This is a genomic window from Bacillus sp. EE-W1, assembly GCF_009760835.1.
Taxonomy (GTDB): Bacteria; Bacillota; Bacilli; order Bacillales; family Bacillaceae_G; genus Bacillus_A; species Bacillus_A wiedmannii.
The window spans coordinates 496688-518128 of the sequence record NZ_WIPE01000056.1 but is presented as its reverse complement, the minus strand read 5'-3'; the positions used below and the strand labels follow the sequence as shown (position 1 = coordinate 518128).

Annotated in this window: 15 protein-coding genes, 2 pseudogenes and 2 other annotated features; all 17 genes and pseudogenes read right to left on the bottom strand. The window is 33.7% G+C overall.

Translation table 11 applies throughout. The annotated features are described in order from the left end of the window. Positions 1-19 precede the first annotated feature (19 nt). The 17 genes and pseudogenes from GFJ36_RS10220 to GFJ36_RS10140 all read right to left on the bottom strand — a co-directional run bounded on the left by GFJ36_RS10220 (position 20) and on the right by GFJ36_RS10140 (position 21283). On the bottom strand, positions 20-934 hold the full coding sequence (locus GFJ36_RS10220; protein ID WP_088609118.1) for an alpha/beta fold hydrolase: 915 nt from the start codon (positions 932-934) through the stop codon (positions 20-22). A gap of 37 nt (positions 935-971) precedes the next feature. Beyond that, a complete protein-coding gene (locus GFJ36_RS10215) occupies positions 972-2312 on the bottom strand; it encodes a sodium-dependent transporter (RefSeq protein ID WP_098082498.1) in 1341 nt (446 codons plus the stop codon). 116 nt (positions 2313-2428) lie between these two features. Further along, positions 2429-2677 (bottom strand) — a binding site (T-box leader). Positions 2678-2778: 101 nt separating this feature from the next. Beyond that, positions 2779-2919 (bottom strand): annotated as a pseudogene (locus GFJ36_RS30215) (PepSY domain-containing protein); the annotation flags it as partial. Between the two features lie 491 nt (positions 2920-3410). Then, a complete protein-coding gene (locus GFJ36_RS10205; RefSeq protein WP_097889504.1) occupies positions 3411-3767 on the bottom strand; it encodes an Imm3 family immunity protein in 357 nt (118 codons plus the stop codon). Between the two features lie 27 nt (positions 3768-3794). Continuing rightward, on the bottom strand, positions 3795-4280 hold the full coding sequence (locus GFJ36_RS10200) for a deaminase domain-containing protein (RefSeq protein WP_141499179.1): 486 nt from the start codon (positions 4278-4280) through the stop codon (positions 3795-3797). Between the two features lie 80 nt (positions 4281-4360). Next, positions 4361-5017: a hypothetical protein gene (locus GFJ36_RS10195; protein ID WP_097889502.1), complete on the bottom strand. Its 657-nt coding sequence runs from the start codon at positions 5015-5017 to the stop codon at positions 4361-4363. 91 nt (positions 5018-5108) lie between these two features. Then, positions 5109-5225 (bottom strand): annotated as a pseudogene (locus GFJ36_RS10190) (SseB family protein); the annotation flags it as partial. 69 nt (positions 5226-5294) lie between these two features. Further along, complete coding sequence (locus GFJ36_RS10185; RefSeq protein WP_097889501.1) at positions 5295-6050, bottom strand: DUF975 family protein; 756 nt, start codon at positions 6048-6050, stop codon at positions 5295-5297. A 164-nt stretch (positions 6051-6214) separates the two neighbouring features. Then, entirely contained in the window at positions 6215-8896 is a 2682-nt protein-coding gene (locus GFJ36_RS10180; protein WP_157349541.1) for a hypothetical protein, read from the bottom strand. A 23-nt stretch (positions 8897-8919) separates the two neighbouring features. Further along, positions 8920-11595, bottom strand: coding sequence for a tetratricopeptide repeat protein (locus tag GFJ36_RS10175; RefSeq protein WP_087982586.1), 2676 nt, complete (start codon positions 11593-11595; stop codon positions 8920-8922). 83 nt (positions 11596-11678) lie between these two features. Beyond that, on the bottom strand, positions 11679-11951 hold the full coding sequence (locus tag GFJ36_RS10170) for a WXG100 family type VII secretion target (RefSeq protein WP_000136048.1): 273 nt from the start codon (positions 11949-11951) through the stop codon (positions 11679-11681). Between the two features lie 127 nt (positions 11952-12078). Further along, a complete protein-coding gene (essC, locus tag GFJ36_RS10165) occupies positions 12079-16086 on the bottom strand; it encodes a type VII secretion protein EssC (RefSeq protein ID WP_141542756.1) in 4008 nt (1335 codons plus the stop codon). A 31-nt stretch (positions 16087-16117) separates the two neighbouring features. After that, positions 16118-16480, bottom strand: a complete 363-nt coding sequence (locus GFJ36_RS10160) for an EsaB/YukD family protein (RefSeq protein ID WP_097889498.1) — start codon at positions 16478-16480, stop codon at positions 16118-16120. Between the two features lie 29 nt (positions 16481-16509). Further along, on the bottom strand, positions 16510-17280 hold the full coding sequence (locus tag GFJ36_RS10155) for a PP2C family serine/threonine-protein phosphatase (protein WP_098082496.1): 771 nt from the start codon (positions 17278-17280) through the stop codon (positions 16510-16512). A 14-nt stretch (positions 17281-17294) separates the two neighbouring features. Continuing rightward, entirely contained in the window at positions 17295-18059 is a 765-nt protein-coding gene (locus tag GFJ36_RS10150; RefSeq protein WP_044792564.1) for a vWA domain-containing protein, read from the bottom strand. Positions 18060-18254: 195 nt separating this feature from the next. Then, the gene (aspS, locus tag GFJ36_RS10145; protein WP_098230736.1) at positions 18255-19541 is read right to left on the bottom strand and encodes an aspartate--tRNA(Asn) ligase; all 1287 of its coding nucleotides are present in this window, start codon (positions 19539-19541) and stop codon (positions 18255-18257) included. A 108-nt stretch (positions 19542-19649) separates the two neighbouring features. Next, positions 19650-19861: a binding site (T-box leader), on the bottom strand. Positions 19862-19927: 66 nt separating this feature from the next. Next, positions 19928-21283 (bottom strand): UDP-N-acetylmuramoyl-tripeptide--D-alanyl-D-alanine ligase, encoded by a 1356-nt coding sequence (locus GFJ36_RS10140; RefSeq protein WP_141542758.1) that lies wholly within the window; start codon positions 21281-21283, stop codon positions 19928-19930. Positions 21284-21441: the final 158 nt, after the last annotated feature.

Below are 21441 nucleotides of genomic sequence, written 5' to 3'. Positions count from 1 at the left end.
ACGAAGCTCCCTTTCTATTTTATTTCAAAAACTGAATGACTATTTCCGCAAATCGATCTGCTTCTTCATAATGCGGTGTATGACCACTCTCTTCGAATACAATACAATCCCCATTTTGAGCATCTTTATTAAATATTTCAATTTGTTTTTCACACGTTACTGCATCATGTTTTCCTACAATTAATAACATTGGATTTTGTATATCTTTTATTTTTTGTAATAATGAAGTATGAACTGCTCCTTCTATTTTTAATCTATCAAAATGAATTTTGGAGCGATTTGAAAATACTTCCCACTCTTCATCACTATACAAACTCTCGTCTGTCACATCTTCCTTATAATTGTAAATCTCCATTCTATTTTCTTCTAATTCATTGCTTAGTCTTATATAAGCTTCTAACAACTCTTCGGAACTAGCATTGCTAGATGAATAAGCAAGAGACTCTTCTGCTACTACTTCTTTTCCATACTTTTTTAATAAATACCCTGTCTTTTGTAACAAAGCTCTACTTGTTAATGCAAAATCGAAAGTTGGCGCTTCAAATATGATTTTCTCTATTGAACTTGGATATATCGACGCATATAACAATGCTAAATATCCACCGAAAGAATGTCCAATGACAGACCATTTCTCAATTTGTAATACTTTTTTTAGTTCCTCACAGTCTTCAATCAAATCATTTAATCCAAAAGCTTCGTCCTCAGTAATTTCTTCTGAGCGACAAACACCTCTTTGATCTATCATTATTACATATAAAGAATCTTTTAAACGTTCCGCTTGATGAAATGAAAAATCATAGCAACTTTCTCCTGGTCCACCATGCAAGTATAGGACTGGTTTATTTTTAGGATTTCCATGCGTTTCAACGTATAGTTTTTTCCCTCTAATATTCATATATTTTCCTACTTCTATCAAATTCGCTTTTATGACCATCACCTTCTTTTTTTACTGAATATTATAACATTTAATTTTAAATAATCCCTATTACATTTAAAAAGACGATGATTATTGCAAGTGGTGCTATAAATCGAAGTAAAAACGCCCAACAAATAAATACTTTCTTTCCATAATTTCCACCTACAAAAAACTCTGCTTCTAGTACCTTCTTTTCCATTTTGAATGAAACGAAAATACTAATAAATAGTGCACCAAGTGGCATTAGTATATTACTAGATAAGAAGTCTACTGCATCAAAAATATTCTTTCCGAAAATCGTAATATCACTCCATACTCCAAATGATAACGCGGATGGTATACCTACTAAGAAAATGCCGAAACCGATTATCCATGATAATTTCGTTCTTTTTTCTTGTTCACCATTTGCTAATGCTGAAACAACTGTCTCTAGTAGAGAAAATGCCGATGTTAATGTTGCAAATGTAAATAGTGCAAGAAATACTGTTAAGAACAACCCACCGAATGGAATTTGACTAAATACAGATGGTAATACGATAAATAGTAATCCAGGTCCTTCTGTCGGCTCCATTCCTAATGAAAATACGGCCGGAAAGATAGCAAGACCTGCAAATAATGAAACAAATAAATTCAATCCAACAATTGTAACTGCTGATTTTGGTAAACTTTCTTTTTTATTTAAATACGAGCTATAGGTAACCATAATCGAAATCCCGATACTAATCGCAAAAAATGATTGTCCCATCGCGAATAAAATACTTTCTGAAGTAATCTTTGAAAAATCTGGTTGTAAGAAAAACTTCACACCTTGTATTGCATTATCAAGTGTTAATGAACGAATAATAAGAGCAACAAATAAAACAAACAATGCTGGCAACATATATTTACTTGCTTTTTCAATTCCATTTTGTACACCCTTTGATACAACCCAAATCGTAATGAACATAAAAGCGAAATGTCCCATAATCGCCCAAGCGGGATTTCCAATTGTTTCAGTAAATAACGCTCCATAATTTTGTCCCGGAGTAATAAGTTGTCCCGTTACTCCTCTGAATAAATAAATTAACACCCATCCACCTACAACACTATAAAACGAAAGTAGTATAAAACATGTTCCAACGCCAAGGCGTCCAATCCAGTGCCATCCTGTATTAGGTGCGATACTTTTAAATGCTCCAACTGCTTGTTTCTGTGTACTGCGCCCAATCATAAATTCAGCTATAAGTAGTGGTAGTCCAATTAATACAGTAAATAATATAAAGATTAAAAAGAATGCCCCTCCCCCACTCTTCCCAGCGATATAAGGAAACTTCCATATTGCGCCAAGTCCAATTGCTGATCCTGCTGCAGCCATTATAAAACCTAATTTCGAAGTCCATTGCTCCGTCTGTTTCATCTTATTTTCCTCCTAGTCAAATTACTTTATATAAATAATTAAATTTTGTAAACCAATCCGAATAAACCCTCCATTTCTATTTCCATAAAATAAAAAAATGGCTCAACGTCTCTATATAAAGAGACGCTAAGCCATTTACTTAACGCGGTACCACCCTTATTGATTCCATTATGAATCCACCTTAGTAGTAATCGTTTGATTACAAACCTAATATCGAAGGTTAACCGTTAAGATTTACTAAGAATGTGATTCCGTTCCACCTTACTGCTCCTAGGCGAGTTCAGGATGTCATTTGACTATGTCGCACCAACCCATAGCTCTCTGTACAAATACATGACCTTACTACTCCTATTCAACACATTTTAATATTTAGAATATATTTTCTTTTGAAATTAATATGAAGTATATCGGTTATATTAGTAACTGTCAAGCTATATATTAAAATTTAATAAGAAATCCTTTTTTATTATCCTTCGTCATCAGTACCTTCTTCTTGATCATCGTCATCTTGTTGTTGTGATGACTCCTTTTGTTGAATAGCGTTATTTACCGTTGTAGTAGACATAACTCCACCTCTTATTATATGTATTCTTACATCACCCGTTAAAACGTACTTTACGATGATTTCAAAAAATAATACCACCCTTTATGTTTGCCTCTACTATCGTCATACACTGTACATAGCCATTACAATCTATAAAAATTTAACAATTATTGCACTTATAAAATTATTATTCTCTTTTAAACTTTCACGTTACAACACAAAAAAGCACTTGTTGCCTTTCATAGACAATCAAGTGCTTTAAGTTCATATGTTTTTTAAGTAACATTAAATTTGTAAGTTTTATAGTAACAATATGACACCTTTTACATGTCATGACAACTACTACATTAAAACTTACGAGTTTGTACGAGTTCGTTTATTTCATATACATTCCATGTGTTTTATATTCGTCGCCCAATAAAATGTCATCTCGCCTAAGCTCGTACTTCTTTTTCTATTCTATCATTGTATACAGTACTCTATGATGATACAACTATCATGAGCTTTTTACTCTTATTTAATCAGCTAATATAATCAATCCTTTATAAATATCACTATTCTGCTGAAGGATTATAATCAACCTCTACATTTTTTAGTCCTTCTATTACTTTATTTATTCTTCTCGATAAGTCTTTTATTTCTTCTAAAGTTAATTCATCTCCTGCTTCTTGTGGATTAAACATGCTTAATCTCTTTGTTATACCTTCAATGCGCCCAACAAAAACTTTCTCATGGCCGATTGCAATTTCTCCAATAGCAGTATCAACAATAATATCTTCTATCTTACCTAAGTTATCAAATTCACCCGCTAGTTTTGCTATAGCATACCTATATCCCCTGTCTTCATCTAACAACTCTTCATATGTCTCCTGAATCGCATCAAATAATTCATTATACTCCCAGTCTTTCATCAGTCTTCCCCTCCAAAAAAATTAAATTTAAGGAATAATTCTATTACCATTGTTGTGTATGACTTCTAATTCAATATTTTTATATTTAGTAGCAAACTCTGCTATGACTTTACTGCAACTGTCGCAAATATCCAATTCTGTAAATAACTTAATTTTTCCAGTAGCTTGTGTATTCTCTCCAAGCCTAGAAGCAATATCATTTAGTATTTTATACTCCGTATCTGTATTCCTTAAATAACTCTCTCCCTCTTTACCAACTGCTTCTGTAGCTTTAAACATTGGATTTTCAGGTTGTAAAGAAATATCAGGCACCTTATGCTCAAGATTTCCTTTGAGTTCATTTATGCTACTTTGAGCATAAAATTCAGATTTACTTATCCCACTGACATCCACTTCTGCAACAGCAAAATTACCAGATTTCTTATACCTACTTGTTAAATTCCCTCTTATTTCTTTCACTCTATCAATTATATGTGCTTCTGTTACTGAATCTATTTGTCTCGTTGGATACACTTTTCCCGTACCCTTATTTAAAACCAAAAGCGATAATTGGGTTACCAATTATCGCTTACTAAGTCAAACCATTTGATGTACTATAAAGTAACAAGTATTTTATTATCTATGATAGTTCTAAAATTGGTGTAATTCCTCATCATGTTATTACCATATGCACTAACTGCTTCATTACCATACACCATACTTTCATAGTTATCTTTAAATTCTTTTTTTATTGACTCTTCCAAACTGTCATAGTATCTTTTGATAGCTTCCTCTGCCAATTCACGTGACCCGTGCTTTAATATAAAATTAATATCTACCATATAACCCTTTTGAGGATAAAAACCCCTTTCAACAACCTCTTTTACAAAGTTGTTCAAATCATTTGTGCACCTTTCTACAATTGGCATAAATACACTATTTAACCAATTGATGAATTCGTTAACTGTCCGCTCCCACTCTTCCTCATTTGCTATGTTCCAATATAACTGATTGCTTGGTAGATTGTACTGACGTGTATTAATATGAAATATTTTATCTTTAGATTTTAAAGGAAGAATTGCGCATTCACCATAAAATACTACATTTTTATCAGATATATTATTCCAACTTGTATAAAAGGATACCTTATAAATGAAATTTTTATCTTTTTTACTCATCCAATGACCCGACTTAGAATATTTCCAACCATTATCTAAATACTTTTCAGATATTAGATTACATACGCGCTCAAATGCTTTATTCGCTTTCATATTACATCTCCAATTCAAACTACCTAAGATTCATATATTTTAAACTCAATCCTTAAATCTTGAGTATTCTTCCTAAAAGTCTCCAGTCATCTGCAACAACGTGCAAATTTGATTTCTGTAATATTTCATAAAAACGAAATCTTTTTTCTTCATTCTATAAAGCTTCCACTAACACCTCATCTAATGGACAAATTTCTAGTAAACTCATTGAACTTCACTCTTTATGTGAAATAATTTCGCCACCTTACTTAAAGTAAGATGGCGAATGTTAAATCCGTTATTTTTGAATATTGATTACTGGTACTTCATTTGTATTATTAGTTCTATTTACTAGATTTAGGTAGAAATGCGATACTGTAGTAGTATAATATGGCGAAATCCAAAGATATGGGAGATTTAGGGTAAATATTCCCACCAATGAACCTAAAATAAACCATCCAATGAAACTTAGCCAAGTGATAAATAAATCTAACTTATGTCCTTTCATCATCATTTTACTTTTTTTAATTGCCTCACTTGCTGTACATTCTGGATCCTCTAACATAATGTAGTAAGCCATAGAATAAGAGAAAAATTTAATAATACCTGGAACTATGAACAAAAGACTCCATAAGCTAATAAATATTGTTTGTAAGATACCTAGTTTCATAGCTCTAAATATATTCTTTGAATTGAAACCCGCAAACAGATCACCTATTGTGGTAGATTCATTTTTCGCTAAACCTAATGTGATTGTATAATAGCCGTAACTCATAACACTCTGTACAACAATATAAAGAATAGAAATAATAACCCATACAATAATTTGAGATAAAATTAATCCAAAATTAATTTGAGGTTCGCCATATGAATAATATACAAAGTTCTCAGGTCCTATAACATCTATAAACAAACCAAAAATTAGAAATACTACTATACCAATGATATACATACTTGCTACGGGAATGAGATAATTAAGAAACGTTGAACCTACCCCTAATCCCCATCGGCCTTTCAATGAGGCTAATGCTTCCCTTTTTAAATTGCTAATCATCTTTTTTCCACCTTTCAAATTCTTTATTATGCATAGTGTGGCTTTAATGAATAATTAATGAGTTTAGTAAAATTTAAAATTCTACTAAACTCATTAATATTTACTCCTTATACGAAATAATTTCGCCATCTTACTCAAGGTAAGATGGCGAATGTTAAATCTAATTATTTTTTAACGTTCATAGATTTAATTTTATCTACCTCCACTTTTGCTTGTTTCGTTATTTCTCCATTAATAGCATTTGCATATTTATCACGACTTAAAAATTCAAAACATTTATATGCATTATTCGTGTCAGTTGCGGACATATATCCTGCACCTTTATTAAACATTTTTAGAGCTACCATATTCATCCATTCTTTTGCATCTGCTTCTGGATATCCTAATTCCATAGAACGATAAGTTAATTCAATTGCTGAAGCTAAATCTTCAATCGTATCTTTATTCCCGCTTGCCTTTGCAGCTTCAAATGTACTCAAATACTCAATTGCCGCTTTTACCCCCTCTTTAATTCCTAATTCTTCAATACCTGGTGTTTTATATAAAATTTGATAGTTGTTTAACGCTGATTTATATTGCGTTTTTTCTAACTGTTTTGCTTCTTTAATTACAAGACTAGCAACATTAGAAAATCCTGTTTTGTCAACAACACCACGAGAAGCTGCTTGACCATAATAATGTAAAGCATTATAAAGGCTCGTTTGCCCTTCTTTATTTGCTTCATCACCTGCTAACTGAATAAGTTGAATTCCCTCCATTTTTTTGGATGCATTATCAATCATATTCATACCACTAATTTGGCCAATCGTTTTATCAATATCCTTTAACTGTGCAAGTAATGTGTATGATGGTAATAAGTTTTTACTTACTTCACTTTGCCATCCTGTCGTTCCATTCATTTTATTCCATTCATTTTCTGTATCTGTCCATAATTTATTCGCATAATTAACCATTTCTTCTCTTGAGCGTTCCAATGGGTGCTTTGTACGAATTGCATTTGCAATATTTAATACCGCTGTATAATATTCTCCATTATTTGCAGCATCGTTTGCTTTTCTTTCAAACATTAACGGCATTAATAACTGATGAGATTCATCTTGAACAGATTTTTCTACTCTTGCCGTATTTGCTAATAAATTCGCTTTATTTATAGCATCTTCGACTTTGAAATTAGAATCTTTAATTTGTCCACGAAGTCCCTCTACAGCCGCACTAAATTGCTTTTCTAATTTTTCTTTTTGTTCTCCTGTTGCACCGTCAATACACTGATTTGCTAATAGTAAAGCATTTTCATATTGAGGATTCACTGGATTTAAATATGTTTCTATTTGCTCGATTTCTTGACTAAATGGTTCAGATTTCACTTGTACTTTTTGAGTACTTGAATCGATATTACTTGTTTTCTCGTTATTTTTGGCACCTTCAGTCTTTTCATCTTTTTGGTGTTTCTCAGTTGTTGTACTTGTTGCCTTATTATCTTCTGTAACTGCTGTTCCTTCATTACTGCTAGTATTTTCTTTTACGCGGCTTGTTTTTCCCTTTGCCTCAGTTGCAGACAGCACTACTGATGTTTGGATATTAAGGTTCTTTAATTCTTCTTGTAATAGCTTGTTGAAAATATCTTCTACATCTTGATTCGCTTTTTCTACTAATGTAGGATCCACACTTTCAAATACTGATGTAACTAAATAAAATTTACTTAACGCTTGTTCTAAAGATGCTACATCCCCTGTATTTGACCACTCTCTTTTTTCTTCTGTTGCTGTTTGATAAACTTTTTCTGCTACAGATTTAATATAATCCTTCTTATTTTCACTTAAATATCTTTGTAGCTCTTCTTGTGTAGTAACCGATTCATTTAGTACATTCATTTGATTACGTAAATAGAATAGTGCTCTCTCATTTGAATATTCACCACTTGTAAGAATTTGTTCTACATTATCTAATGCTAGCTTATGTTCAGCTATCGATTTTGATTTTGATGGTGTATTCAATTGGCTAACGAGCGTCCAGTCTTCTTTTTTGCTATAGTAGTTCGTTAAATTATTTAATGCATTTTCATCCAGTTCTTTTTGACTCGTATAAAAATCATTAAAGAAAACAGATGAGTAGTATTTTCCATTTCCAGCGTACCACTCAACTAAAATGTCACCCGTTTTTGGTGATACTGTAATTGTTGGGTGTGTTGGTTCTGGATCTGGTTTTGGGTCTGGTTTTGGGTCTGGATCTGGTTTTGGTTCTGGGTCTGGTTTTGGATCTGGTTTTGGGTCTGGTTCTGGATCTGGTTTTGGGTCTGGGTCTGGTTTTGGTCCTGGGTCTGGTTCTGGTTTTGGTTTTTCTGTTTCAGTTCCTCCTGTTTCAGTATTAGTTTTTGGTGGTTCTACAGTAGATGTAGGTAATTGAGCATTATCATTATTTTTACTTGGCTCTGCCACAGGTCCAACCATATTAGTTGGTAAATCTAATTTCTGTGGAGTTGGTGCATCCGATAATTTGATTTGTGGATCTTTCTTTTCCACCGATACTTCATCTGGTTTATATGTTACTGGCGTAATTGGTGATTTATTATTCCCAATTAAGTCTGCTAAATTAATAGTTGGTTTTTCACCGGGTTTTTCATCTTTTTTTGCAGGATCAGCAACTAAATTTGGGAACATAGACTGTAAATCGCCCCCTGTAATACGATCATCTTTTTTCTCTTCTGTATTACTTGCTAGTTTTACTTGTTCTTTTCCTGCTGTCTTAAAACCTTTGTCATACACAAGGTATCCTGATGTTCCTAGTAATGCTACCGACATTACGGATATAGCGACTTTTTTCCCTAAGTTATTATTGTTTTCCTCCATGTCCTTTTCCCCTTTTCCTATCTTTATTGAATCCAACCGTTTGTTTTCATTTCTGTTAGTTTTTCTTGCGCAGCTCTTACTTCGGATTCATTTTCATTTGCTTGCACTGTTTTTCTTAAGAAACGACTTGCTTCCTCGTATTTTTTCTGTTTAATTTTAAACATCCCGAATGCAAAATTCACATGTGGATTTTCATCGTTTTGTGCGTATGCTTCTGTGAAAAGCTTCTCTGCTTCATTCCCTTGTCCCACTTTATCGTATAAAATCCCTATATTTACAAGCGTATTTATGTCGCGTGTTCCACTGCTGACAACTCTATTGTAAGCTTCTAACGCTTGCTGATATGCAGCAGTACTCTTTGCACCATCTCGCGTTTCATAAAATTGACCCGCTTCGTAATACACAATTCCTAGTTGATTTAACAACTCAATATTTTTCATATCTTTTTGAATCGCTACTTGTAAAATGTGAGATGCTTGTTGATAATTCATTTCTTTCTTCGCACTATCAATTAGATTTGTTTTATTCCAAAGCACATATAAATTTGAAAGTTCAATTGTATATATGGCATTCTTTGAATCTTGCATAATAGCTTCTTTAAAGAAAGATTCTGCTTTATCTAACTGTACCGTTGCGGTTGATAATTGACCTTTTAAATACGAAACAATTGCTTTATCTTCATTTGTCTTCGTACTCATTTTGACAATAACATCTTCCGCTTTTTCAAATTCTTTCATTTTCATATGACTTACAGCTAAATCTCGCATCGCATCTTTTTTGTATGCTTCAATTCCTTTTGCATTATTCGCTAGCGCTTGTTCAAAATTTTGCACTGCTTCTTGATATTTTCCAATGCGGAAATTCGCTGAAGCTAATAGATAAGCAGCTTCATTATTTTCTTTATCGATTTCTCTATCTTTTATTAGTTTTGTAATATAATCGATTGCAATTTTATTTTTTCCTTCAGCAACGTAAATCGTTGCTAATTGGAGATATGCCTCGTCTTTCCCCTTCACAGCAATTGCCTGTCCAACAGCTTCTTCTGCTTTTGTATATTTTTTATCATCATAAGCTTGTCGTGCTTGTTCCATAAACTTTTGATATTTAGCATTTGTTGTGTAGAAATAAAACAACGTCGAACCACCTATTACAACAACTGCAGTTGAGCCAATAATCAAAATCCGTTTTTTATTCTTTTTCCACCATTTAGAAAAAGGTGACGGTTCACTTTGTTCATGCGCTACTGTAAGTGGTTGATTGGATGCTTTTGCATTTAAAATCTCATCATCTATATCATATTCCACTTGTTTTTTCGTTTGTTTTCGGCTCTGTAGAATGCTATTTGGCACTGTAATTGTAGCTGCTACTTCTTGCTGCGACTGTGTTCCTTGCTCTTCTTCTATCTCTTTAATAATGCTTTCAATTTCCTGTTTTAACGCCTGATCAATGTTTGGAAATTGTACGATTCGTGAATAGACGAAACAAGCAAATGCTGCATTGTTTTCTCGTTCCAATTCAGTAGCTAATTCCAAATAATGTTGTAGGACCATTTTATTATTTATTTCAGGCTCTTGACTCTCCATAGTTTGAATGATATATGCGAGTTCTTTTTGCAGAGCTGTTGATGGATTGAGTGAATTGAAAATTATTTTATATTCATATAATGCCGCTTGTTTAAATCCTCTCTCTTCTAATAATCTTGCAATTTCCAAACATTTTGATACAAAAAGAGAGTGTTCTTCTGCTGACTGCCTTTCCGCATCAATTTTTATTCTTTCTCTCGCGCTATTAAATACATCGTACCACTGTGCAAAGCTTGGGCATTCTGCGAAAGAATTACTACTCCATGCCTGCTTAAATAATTTTGCAATTTCCCCGTTCCATTGATTATGTAATACTTGCTGAAGTAACGTATACCTTCCACATTCTGTCTGCATTTCTTCCGTTTTAAAGTAGCTTGCATCCGTCCATTTTTTATTTCGAACTTCTTCACTACACCAACTTAATATTTCTCCCAATAAAATAGCGCCTGCAAATCGATCGGCTTCTTTTTGCCATACTCCACTTTTTAAATACATTGGTGCGTAACCCGCTGAACCTGCTGGCAATAACGAAGGTCTTTTCGTTTTTGGGCCATACATTTGCTCAACATCAACAAGTTCGATATAGTGTTGACCTTCAATTGCATTTTCACTTAAGAAAGGTACGAGTACGTTGCTAGACGATAAATCATTATGAGCAACTTCATTTTCCTCCATCATTTTAAGTGTTGTAAGAAATGCTTCTGCAATAAAGAAACATTGTTCTTTTGATAACACTCGTTGTTCTTGTAAAATATCAGCCCAAGTTGGACCTTCAATCCAAGGCATTACAATACTATTAGCAAGATCTTCTGATTTTTCGATAGCAGATGTATGTTCTTCTTTAGTAACGATATAGCGCGAACATACTTTCAGACCCACTAAGGAAGAAAGTGGTTTCAAAAATGCTAGTTGATGTTTTTCCTCACGATAGCGTTCCTTAAAAACTTTTAATGCAATTCGTTCTACACCATTTTCCTGTTGTAATTGATAAACTGTTCCTTGTCTTCCCTCTTGACCATAGGGCATCTCAATACCAATTACAGCTGGGTGTTTCTCAAAACGATAAACATCTTTATTAAGATTAATTTTTTCTCCTACTTCTGGTCGGAATCCCATTTTATCCCCTTACTCTCGTATAACAATTTTTCAAAAAAAAGACCAGGAACAATAGCTCCTGATCTTTTGCAATTGTTCTATTCTTAGTATGTGTTATCTGTACTACGGAATTTCTCAGCAATACGTTTTAGATCTCTCGAAATTCCTTCTAAAATAGGAATGTATTGTTGCATTTTTTGTTTAGAATTTTCAAATTCCCCTCTGAATTTCGCTTGTGTTGACCCAGCCCATTGACCATCTAAACTTTTAATATCGCCTTCAAGTCTATTAACTTGACTTTGCGCTTCCGCAGCTGCGTTATTAAAGTTATTAGAAATTCTTTCAAGGTCTTCTGGTCTAATTTTAATTTCTGTCATTTTATTAATTTCCCCTTTCAAATCATAAATGATACAACAATTAGATTATAAACTATATTCATACAATTTTAAAAGAGTTAAATTGCAAAAAAATTCTATTTTATAGTAATTTAACCCTATTTTAATATTATTTCACTTTTAATTCAGACCATTTCACACTAATTTTGTCTGTCATCGTGCGCAGTAAATGTAACGGTGTATATGCACATTTTATTTTTATTGGCTTTCTACGTATGCAATATCCATCCCCACTTAATAATTCTTGATCGATTTCAGCATGTGGAAGTTTCATATTAAAGAAATATACATCGTTATTGTGAGTCGTTCCTAATAAATAACCAATACTTCTCTTTCTAATTTCCGCAAACCATTTTTCATGTGAAAAGTTATTTACACTAGATGTTGTAGCCGCCGTTAAAAAATGAATCCCTTTATTTTTACAATTTTGAACTATTAGTTCCATTTTATTTTTCGCCTCATAATCAATAGATAATACAGTTAACATTTGATCAATATCATCAATTGCAATGATTATTTTCTTATATGGAAACTCCACTGTTACGTTTGGATCTATAGAAGGTACTACTGCTTCTCTATTATTTATTAGCTCTAACAATTCATCTAACATTTCTTTTAATTGCATATCATCTGTAACTTTCTTCTTCACATGAGGTAAATCTCCAAGAGCTAATATGCCAGTAGGTCTTTCACCAAGGTCTACTAAGTATAGCTCAACCTTTTCTGGAGAGTATTGGTATGTAGTAGTGAAAAGAAGTGTTTGTAATAATGATGTTTTTCCACCTTCTATTCTTCCACCGATAAATATATGATTCATTTCGTCCAATGAAAAATTTTGCAAACGGATATCGTCTGTTTCAACTCCTGCAGAAATTTGAGTTGGTTCTAATTGCTCAACTAAATCTTCTACAAATATTTCTTTAGGAACCATTGGAATCTCTTTTGCTTTTTCACCATTCCATTCACTGCCCATTTTTTGAATAATCGTTTTTAATTGCTGTGAGTATTCTAATTCACTTTCACCTATAAACGGTAGTGCTGCTTGGAACAATTCCGGTGGTTGACCTTTCATTAACCCACGGCCAGTAGGAACTTCAATTAACGGGAAATTCGGTCTACCAACTAAACTAGGATATTCAGCTCTATCTTGCAATTCAAATGTAATTGCCATCGGTATATTATTACGAACACGATCAAACATATCAATTGTTTGATTAAGTGAGAAATAGAAGTACACGCCATATGTGCTTGATTCGCGTAATAATATTTCTAATACTTCATTCTCTTTTTCGAATTCATTTTTAAATCTTATATAACCATCTACCATTACAACGATAGCAGGAATTTTCTTTCCAACCATTCGATTATACATAGAGAATGACTTTGCACCGATATTAGAAAAACTCTCTTTTCTATGCGTGATTTCCTTCTTTAAAAATCCGAATAGACGTTTCATTTTTTCATTTTCGTCCTCTTGTACAACCCCGCCTACATGAGGTAAATCTCTAAAATCTAAGAACATACGACCAAAATCAATAATATAAAAATTCACTTCTTCTGGTGTATGAGATACTGCTAGGGACATAATAATTGTTTGTAACATCGTTGTTTTTCCTGTTCCTGGCATACCATAAATATTTAAATGTCCTTCTTGTAAATCTAACTTCAGCGGAAATTGCGCTTGATTTGCAACATCATCAATTAATCCTACTGTTACTTGTAAATATTCTTTTGATTTATTCCACTCAGCAATTGTCCAATCTTCCATAGCATAAAATTCTTTTAACAATAATTTTTCCGGTAATGGATCCAGCCAAGGTCCTGGTAATGCTTTAATATTTTCTTTTTCTGATACGCTCTGTACATATTGAATAAAAGCTTGTAGTTGTTTTGGACTATTTGTCATTGGTTTTGGACGCTTTTTCACTTTTATTCTTTCACCCGAGAGCTTAACTTCTGTAAAATCAACAATATCAAGAACTTTCTCTTCATCTGGATTATAAGGTGCTCCGCTCCATGCTGATTGGAATAATTCCAATACTTCATTGCTACCAACTTGGAGATACCCTCGTCCTGGTACATTGATTTTAGAGGCATCTGGAATCTTTAACATTTCACGACTATCCGCATCATCTTGGACACGTAAACAAATTCGAAAACGCGAGTTACTCCAAATCTTGTCATTTACAACCCCCGAAGGTTTTTGAGTTGCTAATAATAAATGAACTCCTAATGTCCTTCCTATTGCAGCGACACTAATTAGCTCGTCCATAAATTCTGGTTGTTCCTTTTTCATTTGAGCAAACTCATCAATAACAATAAATAAATGTGGTAAAGGTTCTTTTTCACGCCAGCTTGTTTCATAATATTCATCTAAATGCTGAACATTTCCAGCCTGAATGAATAATTTTTGTCGACGCTCTAATTCTGCTTTTAATGAAATTCTGGCACGCTCAATTAAATTTGGATCTTCTAAGTTCGTAATAGATGCAATAATGTGCGGTAATCCCGCAAATGTATTTGACATTCCACCACCTTTATAGTCGATAAGCATAAATGCCATCTCATGAGGATGATAGGTTGCCGCTAACGCCGCTATTATAGACTGAATCACTTCACTTTTTCCGGATCCAGTTGTACCAGCCATTAGACCGTGCGGACCATGCCCTTTTTTCTCTATTTTATCGTGAATATTTAGAAAAACAGGTTTACTTCCTTCTCTTACACCAATTGGAACCGGTAATGAAGTCGGATATCGATTTTCTTTCCATCTCTCTAGCACTTGTAATTCTTCCATGTTTTTAGCTTGAAACAAGTCTAAAAATGTTAATACTTTCGGAATGTTGGCTGCTGTAGAACTTTTCATTCGAATTGGAGCAATGCTTCGCGCTCCTAGTTCACATCGTTCGAATGAAAGTCGATCTACTTTAAAACTAGCACGCGTTGTCCCACTATTTTCAGCTGAACTTGAAAACGTTTCTACTAACTCACCATCTTCTCCATTTAAACTTATTACAAGATCACATTCCATCGGTAACCTTTCCTTTTGTTCCGCAAAAATAAATGTAGAAGCTCCTACGCTTTCACCTTCTCTAAGTAACATTGGAGTTAAAGGATCATCTTCTAAAAATTCTCTCGCTGATAAGAAAAAAACATACATCGGAATTAAAGGAACTTTTGCATCCGCTTGCGCAGAAGAATTATAGATTCTACGCATGTTAAGTGGGGTAAATAGTACTTCAGCTAGTTTCTGTGCATCTTGTTGATTTTCAGATAAAAAGCGCATACTTCTCTGTTCATCCCATACGTGAGGAAGCCACCTCATCCAATCCCACTGCTTTTTCTCTTTCTCATGATAAAATGCAGCTATTTTCACTTCATTTGGTGCATGATGCGTCATAATTTGCGTCGTTACAATTCGAATAAAGTTTAGTCTATCTTCTTTATTTCCAACTACACCAATTACATCGTTTTTTTTCAAAGAAATGGAAATGTGTCCATTTGGTATCGTATTGAAATCCCTTTTCACATTTTGCGCTTCTGTAACTAATGGATTTTCTTCATAACCTTTCTGTTCAGGCACCTTCAATTCTACAAGAAATGGTCTTTCTCCTGTACCAATACGAATATCTAAAAAGTCTGGACTTTCAGGTGTTCTCTCCCATAAATTACTTTCCCGATTTTCAATTCTTTGTACACTTTTTAATGGGCTTGGATTTTGTGTAATTAAATATTTTGCTTGTTCAACCTTTAATGTATCTAATTCCACTCGATGCTTTTGAATTTGCTCTAAATATCTTGTTTGTAATTGTTCAACCATTTGACGATGTTCTTTCTTTTTACGGAAATGCCCCATCGTTGTAATTATATATGATCCCAACATCGGAATACTTGAAACCATCATTAATGGCATATAACTTGCATTCATCTTCATAAATTTCATCATTACAAAATATAATACCAATGTTAAAACTGTCATCATTGCAGGCAGTAACATTGTTTCAATTGAAAACTTCGGCTCCTCCGGTATGTTCGGTGGATCATGAATAATAACATCCCCTGTTGGTATATCTACTTTCACACGCGGAGAGCGTTGAAAATACGGTGATTTTTGCACAAAACATTTCTCCTTCCCCATCCCAAAACTATTACTCAATGATTTTCCATACATAATCTTCTTCACTAGAAGACATATCTTGTTTAACAGGTTCATTATAAACTTCTTCTGCTGGCATCATTTCAAAAGAAGGGATAATTGCTCCTTTTTTATGTAGCATTACATATTGTCCATCCCACACATCATTATCGCGCAACGTTTCATCATTTCGAATAGAATGCCACTCTTCTTTATCTTTTGCTACTCTAATTTCATAGATTCCGCTTAATACTTCATCTATTTTTTCATGATGTAAAATCGCTTCAATAATTTGCACCACTTTTACGTCATTTGGAATTGCAATATCAATTTCTTCATTTGACTGTTTTATGTATGTCACAATAATCTCTTCCACGTTTATTCACCTTTTTTCCATCATGTTTGTTACCAAGAAACATCTAAAAATGAAATATCATCGCTTGTCGGAGAGTTCTGTGCCCTCTCAATTTCTTTTAACACTTCCTCAAAGTTATACTGCTTAAGTGGCAAAAGTCCGTCTGAGTGAATAACTATCCGATTAGCTTCTTGTCTAGATAATACCTTTGAAAAAACCGCCAATTCCCCACCAATAATGCCTCGCTGTGTAGACCATCTTTTCTTTATATTTCTCTTAAACTTCATTACATTCGAACAATTCTCCTTATCTTGAAACAATTGTACAAATGAATCGCCATGTGTAACTATCGTTATTTGTACTTTATCTTGATTTGGAATGAGTTCTATTTTCCCGCCAGTAAACATCGCTTCACTACCTTTTTTTCGCTTTTCTTCCAAAACATCGCGTAGTAACCACGGTGTTTCTTCTGGCAATCGAAATGCACTCACTTCCTCTGAAGCTTCTCCTATCCAATTATTTAACTGTTCATTTAATAATGTAGCAATATCCAGTCCACTTTCTTGACATGTATCAAACAAGTTTACTAACTTCATACCAAGAAATTCCGCAGCAATTTCACCATGAAAAGATAGCCCTACACCATCACATAAGGCAAATACGAAACTAGTTCCATTATCTAGAAATACTAGAAAGTCTTGTCCACTCTCGTTTAAATCCTGCGTTTCTTTTGCTCTTACATAACTATATCTATAAGTAAAATGTTTCGTTTCCTTTTCTTGCAATACCGTTTCTTCCTTTTGCGATAGGGTATATTTCACCTTACTCCCCCCTCCTATCGAACCGGCGTTGCAGCAGACATTTGAAATCCAAGTGATACTAAGTCCGCATTTGTCCCAGGAAACATCATCACAGCACCATCTGCAATATGAAACCCATGTTCCGTCATCATCTCACGATAGCTTTGAGGTATAGGCGATGAAAGTCTTTGCAACTTTGCACCATATTCATCTGTAATCTCTGTATTTGGCATAATCCCTTCCCACTTCTTTATATTAGAAATTTGTTCTTGCATAATTTCATCTGAAATAAAAATATTTTCAATTAGTACGTTTCCATCAGGTACAGACATATTCATAATTCTTCGTACAATTAATTCTGGATCTTCACCAGTTGATGCCCCATCTGTCATATGACAAACAACAGGAGCTGGTCCATCTTGTAAATTTGGTAATTCCTTTTGCAATAACTTCTCCACTACAGAGAAAGCTTTTGCTGTATCAGTTAAACGATGCGTTTGAATTTTTTCTAATGGACGCAGTCTTGCTACCTCGTCTATTGTTTTCACACCACCCAATAAATCAAAAACATGATCGCTATAGGCTAAAATAGATAACTTATACCTTGGAAGCAAGCGACTACCTTTTGTTGAACGAAATACCATTTGGCGAATCGCTAAAGAAAGAGCATCCGTTACAATATCAATTCTTCTTTTTTCTTCTCCGCCTGCATCCATCATTTGGTTCATTGATGCGCTTACATCAAGAAGATAAATTATATAAGCTGGTGTTTGTTGTGTTGCTTGAGTTTGATATAACATGTTTCATACCCTTCCATACATTATTATATGAACTTTTTTTATATTCATATTTCATTATAACTTATGAATTTTCTTTTTCTCAATTCATTATAAAATGTTCTTAATATAATTTACATATTTTCACACAAAAAATTATTCCTTTTAACATGTGTTGAAAGGAATAACCCCCTTCTACACTATAGAAGGGGGTTATTCTTACGGTATAAGACGCGTACAATCTCTCGGAAAAGCACTCGCCTCTCGTACATTTGTTAATTCCAATAGTTTGTATACAACTCTCTCTAATCCAATTCCAAAGCCACCGTGCGAGGGACAACCATATCGGAATGTATTTAAATAAGATTGAAACCTATCTGGATGTAATCCTTTTTCTTTAAAAGAAGTGAGTAACATTTCGTAATCATGAATTCGCTGCGCCCCTGAAGTTATTTCTAGTCCTTTATATAGTAAGTCGAACGAATCAGTAATAGATGGATTCTCTTTATTTGGCATCGTATACATCGGCCTAGCTTCTTTCGGATAATGTGTAATGAAAACAAACTCACTCTTATATGTTTCCTTCACATATTTCCCTAATAGCTTCTCACCTTCTGTATCTAAATCCCCAATTGGCGATTCTTTCTGGTACTTACTTTTCAAAATTTCTTGCGCTTGTAACAATGTAATTTTCGGTATTTCTGTAATAACAGGTACTTCTATTTGTAATAGTTTTAGTTCTTTTTCACAGTTTTTTGCTACTTGTTGAAACATATATCGTAAAACATCCGTTTCTAGTTGCATCACTTCATAAAAATCATGAATAAATCCAAGTTCTACGTCTAACGATATATATTCATTCAAATGACGGGAAGAATTATGATGCTCCGCTCTGTAAACAGGTGCAACTTCAAAAACACGTTCTAATCCTCCAGCTACCATCATTTGTTTATAAAACTGAGGTGATTGTGCTAAATAAGCTTCTTTTTGAAAGTATGGAAGCTTAAAAACATTTGCTCCTCCTTCTGCCCCTTGTGAAACAATTTTCGGAGTAAATACACGTGTGAAATCGTTCTCTATAAGAAATTCACTAAAGCTCTGAACAAGTGTAGACTTCACTTTAAATATCGCCGCAGTTCTCTCATGTCTTAATGATAATACCCGCTCATTCAGTAGTTGATCTAAGCCAACTTGCAATTTCTTTTTATTTATTTCAAATGGAAGTGGTTCTGCGCCGTTTAATATTTTCACTTCATGAGCAAGCACTTCCACCCCTAATTCTGTTTTCGAAGTCTCTACTATTTGACCAACTACTTGCACAACACTTTCCACATCTACTTTAAATCCAGCTAACTCATTTTCTAGTACACATTGCATAACTCCTGATCGATCCCTTATTAATAAAAAACTAATATTACCTAGATGACGAATTTTTTTTACCCATCCTTGAAGTAATACAACCTTGCCGCCTTGCTCCGCACATTCTTTTGTGAGTGAACGCTTCATTACATTTCCCTCCAGTAATTTTATATTTATTTACGTTATTGTTGTTGTCATCGTCATCATCCACGGTCACTCACCTCCTTTCAAAGAATACAAAAATCCGCCCCTATAAATAGGGACGGATTTTTCCGCGGTACCACCCAAATTGTCATAATGACCATCTTAGCCCTGATAACGGTAGGTACCGTTTGCTTTTACTAATTATCACGTTCAAAGCAACACTCACAGGTGTCTTTCCATCATGCGGTATCGCAATCTTCTCAGCAACCGATTGCTCTCTGTAGACCTTTGCATTATGTACTTTTCCTGATCCTCACTTTTTATATTTACAGAGTATTCTATCTCTTTGTTTTATAAAACGCAAGCCTTTTTAAATATATTTTGATCTTTCATATCCAATTTTGTACAATCTCCTCTAAAGCCATTCCACGTGAGCCTTTCAATAATATGATATCCTTTTTCGTTATAACTTTTAATACTTCCTCTGCTATCTTGGCTTTACTATTAAATGACTGTACTTTTCCTATATCATATTTCTTTCTCGCTTCTTCCGCTACAATTTCAGCTAACTCTCCATAAGTGAATACATATTGAATGCTCTCTTGATTTAACATTTTACCAATTTCTCTATGATATGTTTCAGCATTCTTCCCTAACTCCAACATATCCCCAATTACTATCATTTTTTTCTTATAGGCATTTAATGTCTGTAACGTTTCAATTGCGGCCTTCATTGAAGAGGGACTGGCATTCCATGCATCGTTAATAATTGTAAAACCTGTTTTAGCAGTTAAAAATTGAAAGCGCATATGAGTAATATTTACTTGTCGCAATGCTTTCTGTATTTTTTCTGTGGGGACATTATAAAATTGACCTACGGCGATTCCGACAATCGCATTTAAAATATTATGTTTTCCATGCAAGGGAACATCGTACTGTATTTTTGAATCATTTAATTTAAAATGAACACCATATTCATCTAATTGCACGTTTGTTGGAAACAAATCATTTGTATACTTTTCACCAAATGCCTTACAAGTTATACTCGATAAATTCTTATTTTTCAAAAGCAATGGCTCATCACCATTATACAAACATAATCCTTCATCTTTTAATCCATCAATAATTTCTAATTTAGCCTTCGCAATTTCTTCTTTTGATCCAAGCGTCTCTAAGTGAGAATGACCAATCATTGTAATGATCACTACATCTGGCTGTGCTATTATTGATAAGTTTCGAATTTGTCCTTTTTCACTCATCCCCATTTCAAGAATTAAAAACTCTGTATCTCGTTTCATTTCTAAAATAGTTAATGGTAAACCGATTTGACTATTAAAATTTCCCTTTGTTTTATGCACACGACGAGTTGTACTTACAATCGTGCTTATTATATCTTTTACCGTTGTCTTGCCATTACTACCTGTAATTCCAATTACTTTTACATTTAGCTCTTTCCGATAAAATTGTGCCAATTGTTGCAAAGCAAACAAAGTGTCATCTACAAATATAATTGGCATCCCTTTTGGCGGAGTGCTGTAAGACTTTTTCCATAAGGAAGCGACAGCTCCATTATCGAATGCCTCTTTCACATAATCATGTCCATCTTTCACCCTAATGATTGGAACAAATACATTTCCTTCTTTAATGCTTTTGGAATCTATGCAGACACCATGTATCTCTATGTGATGAAACGATTCTTGTAACCCTTCACCGCCTACTACCTCTTCAAGTTTTTTCAAATTCATTTGAATCAAAGTATCACCATTTCCATTTTATTACATAATTTCCGTTTTATTTACACATATTGATAAAGTAAAACTTTAATCAGCCCTCACCAATCGGGCTTTTACGGTAAGCCCGCCCCCCACCTAACTTCTTTGCTTTCCCTGAATTTTGAGGTGGA

Excerpts from the sequence above, each read along its gene's own strand:
- GFJ36_RS10185 (WP_097889501.1), bottom strand. The coding sequence starts at position 6,050 with ATGATTAGCAATTTAAAAAGGGAAGCATTAGCCTCATTGAAAGGCCGA.
- GFJ36_RS10150 (WP_044792564.1), bottom strand. The coding sequence starts at position 18,059 with ATGTTATATCAAACTCAAGCAACACAACAAACACCAGCTTATATAATT.
- GFJ36_RS10180 (WP_157349541.1), bottom strand. The coding sequence starts at position 8,896 with ATGGAGGAAAACAATAATAACTTAGGGAAAAAAGTCGCTATATCCGTA.
- GFJ36_RS10220 (WP_088609118.1), bottom strand. The coding sequence starts at position 934 with ATGGTCATAAAAGCGAATTTGATAGAAGTAGGAAAATATATGAATATT.
- GFJ36_RS10140 (WP_141542758.1), bottom strand. The coding sequence starts at position 21,283 with ATGAATTTGAAAAAACTTGAAGAGGTAGTAGGCGGTGAAGGGTTACAA.
- aspS (WP_098230736.1), bottom strand. The coding sequence starts at position 19,541 with ATGAAGCGTTCACTCACAAAAGAATGTGCGGAGCAAGGCGGCAAGGTT.
- GFJ36_RS10205 (WP_097889504.1), bottom strand. The coding sequence starts at position 3,767 with ATGAAAGACTGGGAGTATAATGAATTATTTGATGCGATTCAGGAGACA.
- GFJ36_RS10195 (WP_097889502.1), bottom strand. The coding sequence starts at position 5,017 with ATGAAAGCGAATAAAGCATTTGAGCGCGTATGTAATCTAATATCTGAA.
- GFJ36_RS10170 (WP_000136048.1), bottom strand. The coding sequence starts at position 11,951 with ATGACAGAAATTAAAATTAGACCAGAAGACCTTGAAAGAATTTCTAAT.
- GFJ36_RS10215 (WP_098082498.1), bottom strand. The coding sequence starts at position 2,312 with ATGAAACAGACGGAGCAATGGACTTCGAAATTAGGTTTTATAATGGCT.
- GFJ36_RS10175 (WP_087982586.1), bottom strand. The coding sequence starts at position 11,595 with ATGGGATTCCGACCAGAAGTAGGAGAAAAAATTAATCTTAATAAAGAT.